This window comes from Mycobacterium sp. TH-M25 (assembly GCF_057473665.1).
Genome location: NZ_JBYCLA010000433.1, coordinates 1 through 5,740, shown reverse-complemented (window position 1 = coordinate 5,740; position 5,740 = coordinate 1). Strand labels below are relative to the sequence as shown.

Genomic DNA, 5,740 nt, shown 5'->3' with positions numbered 1-5,740 from the left:
AAAATAGTAAACTAGCGTGAGAGACGTCAATCGCTGCGGCGAGGCCGGTGTGAATGCTGGAGGGTCATGGCCGAGTGGTATTTGTTCCTGCCGCAGGTGCGGGTGCCGATCGCCGACATCGTGGCGCGGGCACGTCACGCCGAGGCCAGCGGGTTCACCGGGATTGCGTTCATCGACCACCTGGAGGCGCCCGGGCAGCCCGGCGAAAACATCTGGGAGGCAATGGGCGTCGCGACCTGGGTGGCTGCCAAGACCGAACGGCTACGGATCGGCCATCTGGTGCTCTGCGACGCGTTCCGCCAACCGGCGGTGCTGGCCAAGCAGGCGGTCACACTGTCAGAAGCCTCAGGCGGTAGATTCGAACTCGGGCTCGGCTCGGGATCCTGGCCCGCCGAATTCGCCAGATTCGAGGTCGGCCATCAAGATCCGGTCATGCGAGTCAGGCAGCTCGAGCAGCACCTCGACATGATCAACCAGTATTGGGGACATCGTGAGGGTTCCGCCGGTAGTCAAGCGCCGCTGCCCTCCCATCCCATACCGCTGATCCTGGGCGGCACTGGGAAGCGGATGATGGAACTTGTTCGCAGGCATGCCGATTGGTGGAACATCCCGGCCAATCACATCGACCGACTCGCGGAGTTGGCTCCCGCGGCCGGGCCTGCCCGGTTGTCGATCCAGCAGATGATCGGATTTATCCGAAAAGACAGCGATCCGGTCAGGGTGCGTGAGGCGAGCACCAAGCGCTTCGGCAATCTCGGCTCAGGCCTGATGTGTGGCGACGCCAACGAATTGTCCAGACATTTCCGGCATTTTTCCGGTCAAGGCGTCGAGCGCTTCTACGTCTGGTTCGCTGATTTCGCGGCACCGGAATCGCTGCACGAATTCGGCGAAACGGTGATCAAGGCCTTTCCGCACTAGCGGCGCGGCGGTGAACTTCGTCAGGCACCACCCGCAGCTGGGCGTACGGCCCGCGCCGCACCGCGCTCAGCCGAATCTCCGGCAGATCGACCGACGGATCCACCGTGTCGAGCCACGCGACCGCGTCGGCGACGTCGGCGACCTGGATGGCCTGCATCTCGAACGGAACGTCCTGCTGCATATCGGTTTCCACCGGGCCCGGCGTGGCGTCACGATGTGCACGGCTATGCCGTCACGGTCGACCTCGAGCGCCAGCGCGCGGGCGAATGCGTTCATGCCGGCCTTGGACGCCGAGTAAGCGGTGCGGGCCATCATCGGCTCGTACGACGCGGAGGACGAGACGAAGACGAACCGGGAGCCGGCGCCAGCACGCAACGGGCCTTCTCGGCGGGCCGACAGCACGACGTCGTAACCGAGCTCGCACAGTTGTGCAGCGCAGGCCTTGCCGATGCCGCCACTGCCGCCGGTGATGAGCGCGGTTCTAGAGATGGCGGTTGTCCCGCGGGCGGGACAACGCCTGCGGCGACAGGGCGTAGATCCGTTGGTCTCCTCCGGCGGCCAGCACGTGGCTCTGGGTGTCGGAAAGATGCCGGGCCGCAACGCGACGCGCCCGTTCGACGTCTCCGGCCTCGATCATTTCAGACATCTTGATGTGGGTGTTGAGCACGGCGCGGCGCTTGGTCAGCGACGGGTAGGTGCCCTTCGCGGCGCTCTCGTCAGCCCACTGCTGTTCGTGGCTGGTCCACAGCGTCTCCAAGGTCCCGACAACGGCGATGATCGTTTTGTTGCCACAGCCGTGCACGATGGCATCGTGGAATCTGCGCCCGATTTCGGTGAATTCGGGCCCGTCCTCCAGATGGGCCGCCATCGCGTCATTGATCTCTTTGAGCTCTTTGACGATGGTGTCGGCGCGGTCGCCGCGTTGCGCGGCCAGCGCTGCGCAGGCGGGTTCGAGCTCGAGGAGTGCGCTGCCGAGGTCGGCGACGACCACCGACTCGCTCTGCAGCAGCAGCCCCAGCATGTAGGCGGCGCTGGTCTTCGCGGGGGCGTGCACGATCGCGCCGCCGCGATTGCCGCGCCGGACCGAGACCAGCCCTTCGGTCTCCAGAATTCGCAACGCTTCTCGCAACGAAACCAGGCTGACATTGAACTGCTCGACGAGCACTTCCTGGCGTGGCAGCAAATCGCCGTCGGCCAAATCACCGTCGATGATCTGCCGCCGCAACTCGTCGGCGACGATTTCGGCGATCCGCGGCGCCGACAGTCGACGTCGGGCCTCGGGGCCAATTCCCAGCGCAGTCATCTGATTCCAGCAGCGGATTCACGGCGGAGACACGGCCGCTGCGCCCGCGAACTCCATACACTGCAATCTTAGCAGTAATGGCATAATAGCCGCGCTGGTCAACAGCGCAGTCGAACGTGATAGGACACAGGTTGAGCGACGGGCGAGGTAGCCGACCGACACCGCTGGCGGACGTCCGCGTCGTCGAGATCAGCGACCGCGTTGCGGGTAGTTACTGCGGAAAGCTCTTGGTCGATGCCGGTGCGGACGTACGGAAGGTTGAACCGGTGCAAGGGGATTGGCTGCGGCGGTTCAGCGCCAGCGGGTCGGAGATAGCCGAGGGCGCAAGTTCTCCGCTATTCGGCTATCTCAACGCCGGCAAGCGCAGTCTGACGTGGTCGGGAGTCGACCTCGACGCCGAATTGGCCGGCGCCGACATCACGGTGGTGACGGGGACGCGGTCGCAGGCGGCCGCGTGGGGTATCGACCCGCAGCGACTGCTCACCGAATTTCCGCGCGCCGTCGTCGTCACGATCTCCGACTTCGGCTGGACCGGCCCGTACGCCGAGCGCGCCGCCAGTGAGTTCACCTTGCAGGCGTGGTCGGGCTTGACCGGCTTCCGCGGCGACCCGGCCGGACCGCCGATCGCCATCGGCGGCGACCTCGGCGAGTACATGGGCGGGGTGTTCGCCGCGTTCGGTGCGCTGGCCGTGCACCGCCGTGTCCAGCGCGGTGGACCCGGCGAACATCTGGATCTGTCGCTGCTGGAAGCGATCACGTTGATGCAAAGCGGCGAATGGCTGCATTCGCATCTGCTCAAGGCGCCGCCGGTGACCCGCACCATCGAGGTGCCGTCGATCGAGTCGGCCAAGGACGGCTACGTCGGGATCACGATGGTTACCGGGCAGCAGTGGCTGGATTTCGCGGCGATGGTCGACTGCCTTGAGCTGACCGAGAATCCGCAGCTGAGCTTCCAGATCGGTCGATGGCAGCACCGTGACTTCATCCGCGAGCGGATTCGGCCGTGGCTGGCCGAACGCACCGTTGCCGAAGTGGTCGAGCTCGGCCAATTGTTCCGGCTGCCGATCGCGGCCCTGGGCAACGGCGCAACGATTCGCGACACCGACTATGCAACCGAGCGGGGCGTGTTCGTGCGCAACCCAGCGGGATTTCACCAGCCGCGCGCGCCGTGGCTGATGTCGGTGTGCGCGCCAGCGGCGCTGCGCCACGCACCCGCGCTCGGCGAGGCCGACGGAATCGCGCCGTGGCCGGCCCGCCAATGCCCCGAGCCGCCGTCGGCCCCGAGCTTGCCGTTCGATGGCCTTCGGATCGTCGACCTGACCGCGTTCTGGGCCGGGCCCGCCGCGACGCATCTGCTGGCGGCGTTTGGCGCCGATGTGGTCAAGGTGGAATCGATCCAGCGGCCCGACGGTATCCGGTACTCGGGCGGCATGCGCAAAGACGTCGACGACTGGTGGGAATACGGGTGGGTATTCCACGCCATGAACACCAACAAGCGCTCCGTCACACTGGATTTGGGTTCCGAGGAAGGGCGTCGGCTGTTCGGCGAATTAGTCGCCGACGCCGACGTCGTGATCGAGAACTTCTCCCCGCGGGTGATGGAACATTTCGGGTTCACCGCTGATGCGTTGCTGGCGATGAACCCGCGGCTGGTGATCACCCGGATGCCCGCCTTCGGGCTGGACGGTCCGTGGCGCGACCGCGTCGGCTTCGCGCCGACCATGGAGCAGATCGCTGGGCTGGCGTGGATCACCGGTTCCGCCGACGGGCCGCCTGTGCCGCCGCGCGGAGCGTGTGATCCGTTGGCCGGCGTGCATGCGGCGTTCGCGGTGACGGCCGCGCTGTGTTTCGCCGATCGCACCGGACTGGGCCAGCTGGTCGAACTGCCGATGATCGAGACGGTGCTCAACGTGACCGCCGTCCAGCCGATGGAATTCGAAGTATTCGGGGTCACCCTGAGCCGTCGCGGCAACCGTGGACACGGGTGGGCCGTTCAGAACCTCTACCGCTGCTGCGGCGACGACGACTGGATCGCGGTCACCGTGCGCACCGACCGGCAGTGGCGGGCGCTGGTCGAGTTGCTGGGCCGGCCAGCCTGGGCCGACGACCGTCAGTTCGACACCGTCGAAGGCCGGCGCGCCCACGCCGACGAGATCGACCGGAACCTGCAGCCCTGGTTCGCCCGTCAGAAGCTCGACCCCACGGTGGATGCGTTTGCCGCCGTGGGGATTCCCGCCGCACCGGTGGTGTCGCCATCGTTGGTCACCGACAACGACCAGCTCAACCACCGAGGATTCCTGGAAACGCTGAACCATCCACGCACCGGCGCGGCCCGCTACCCGCGTCCACCTTTCGCGCCGCTGGACGGGCAGCGCTCCTGGTTGAGGCTCCCGCCGCCTACGCTCGGTGAACACAACGGCGAGGTGCTGCGTGATCGGTGCGGGCTGAGCGACGAAGATCTGGCACGGCTCGCGGCGGCCGGCGTTATCGGCACTCGGCCCAAGGGACTGTGAAAGGAGCAGAGTATGCGGGTAGTAGTCGATGAATCATTGTGTGAGGCAAACGGATTCTGTGAGTCGTTGGCGCCGGACATCTTTGAGATCGGTACGTCCGACGTGGTGCACATCGCCGAGGGCGAGATACCGGAGCATCTGCAGATCGACGTGGCGGCCGCGGTGGACCAGTGCCCGAAAGCCGCGCTGCGGATCCTCGACTGAGCCGCTAGCGCGCGATCAACGTCATCGCCACCTCGTCGTAGATCGACATGTTGGTGGTCAGGTTCGGATAGGTCACCTTGGCCGGCCCGAAGTGTGAAGCTGTGCCCGCGCACGAGGAGTTCGTCGAACACCGCGCGCAGTTCCGCGCGTGCCAGCATCGCGCCCAGGCAAGCTCCAGATGTCGTCGGTTGGATTGCGCCGCTTCTCGGCGGTCAGTTCCATCGCGTAACCGAAGATGGAGGCGAATACGTCTGTGTCAATCGGCTTCCCGGTGGACTGAGCCTTCAGGATGGTGTCGAAGCCGTCGAATATGCGTGGCCGGTCCTGTTCCGGAATGCCGATGATGTCGCCGATTACGGTCATCGGCAGCGGGTCCGCGACGTCGTCGATCCAGTCGCCACTGCCGCGGAGGATCAGGTCGTCGATCATGCGCGACGCACGCGCCCAAATACCGTCCTCGAGCTTGGCGATCGCCCGAGGCGTGAACACACTCGAGATGAGCTTGCGGTGCTTGTTCTGCTCGGGCGGATCGAGCGTGATGATGGTCGGCTATGACGAAAACAGGTCGGCCGGCTGAATAAGCGGACCGTTGACCGCAGTGAACGACTCGTAGTCGCGATGCAGCCGCACGGCGTGCCGATGTTTAGTGGTCATCCAGAAGTCCCGTTCGACGGTCTTCTCGACGCCCGGCGTCAGGCCGTGGCGGAACAGCGGCCGGTTGCGCCTCAGCTCGGTGAATATCTCGTCGGGAAAACCGTTGCACCACTAGGCAAAATCGGGCAGATCGACTGGCGAAGCCGTC

4 protein-coding genes and 2 pseudogenes are annotated in these 5,740 nt (G+C 65.7%); 3 read left to right on the top strand and 3 right to left on the bottom strand.

The window, feature by feature from the left end; translation table 11 throughout:
• Positions 1–66: 66 nt before the first annotated feature.
• On the top strand, positions 67–918 hold the full coding sequence (locus AC2VOU_RS14695) for an LLM class flavin-dependent oxidoreductase (protein WP_486958038.1): 852 nt from the start codon (positions 67–69) through the stop codon (positions 916–918).
• On the opposite strand, the pseudogene AC2VOU_RS14690 reads toward AC2VOU_RS14695, so the two are convergent.
• Positions 899–1,407: pseudogene (locus AC2VOU_RS14690) on the bottom strand (SDR family oxidoreductase). The gene AC2VOU_RS14695 and the pseudogene AC2VOU_RS14690 overlap by 20 nt on opposite strands.
• Complete coding sequence (locus AC2VOU_RS14685; RefSeq protein WP_486958037.1) at positions 1,400–2,221, bottom strand: FadR/GntR family transcriptional regulator; 822 nt, start codon at positions 2,219–2,221, stop codon at positions 1,400–1,402. The pseudogene AC2VOU_RS14690 and the gene AC2VOU_RS14685 overlap by 8 nt, the downstream one beginning before the upstream one ends.
• 131 nt (positions 2,222–2,352) lie before the next feature.
• Between AC2VOU_RS14685 and AC2VOU_RS14680 the strand changes: the two genes are divergently transcribed.
• Positions 2,353–4,734, top strand: a complete 2,382-nt coding sequence (locus AC2VOU_RS14680) for a CaiB/BaiF CoA-transferase family protein (RefSeq protein WP_486958036.1) — start codon at positions 2,353–2,355, stop codon at positions 4,732–4,734.
• 12 nt (positions 4,735–4,746) lie between these two features.
• Complete coding sequence (locus AC2VOU_RS14675; protein WP_486958035.1) at positions 4,747–4,938, top strand: ferredoxin; 192 nt, start codon at positions 4,747–4,749, stop codon at positions 4,936–4,938.
• Between the two features lie 171 nt (positions 4,939–5,109).
• Here AC2VOU_RS14675 and AC2VOU_RS14670 read toward each other — a convergent pair.
• Positions 5,110–5,740, bottom strand: a pseudogene (locus tag AC2VOU_RS14670) (cytochrome P450 family protein); the annotation flags it as partial.

Excerpts from the sequence above, each read along its gene's own strand:
- AC2VOU_RS14695 (WP_486958038.1), top strand. The coding sequence starts at position 67 with ATGGCCGAGTGGTATTTGTTCCTGCCGCAGGTGCGGGTGCCGATCGCC.
- AC2VOU_RS14685 (WP_486958037.1), bottom strand. The coding sequence starts at position 2,221 with ATGACTGCGCTGGGAATTGGCCCCGAGGCCCGACGTCGACTGTCGGCG.
- AC2VOU_RS14675 (WP_486958035.1), top strand. The coding sequence starts at position 4,747 with ATGCGGGTAGTAGTCGATGAATCATTGTGTGAGGCAAACGGATTCTGT.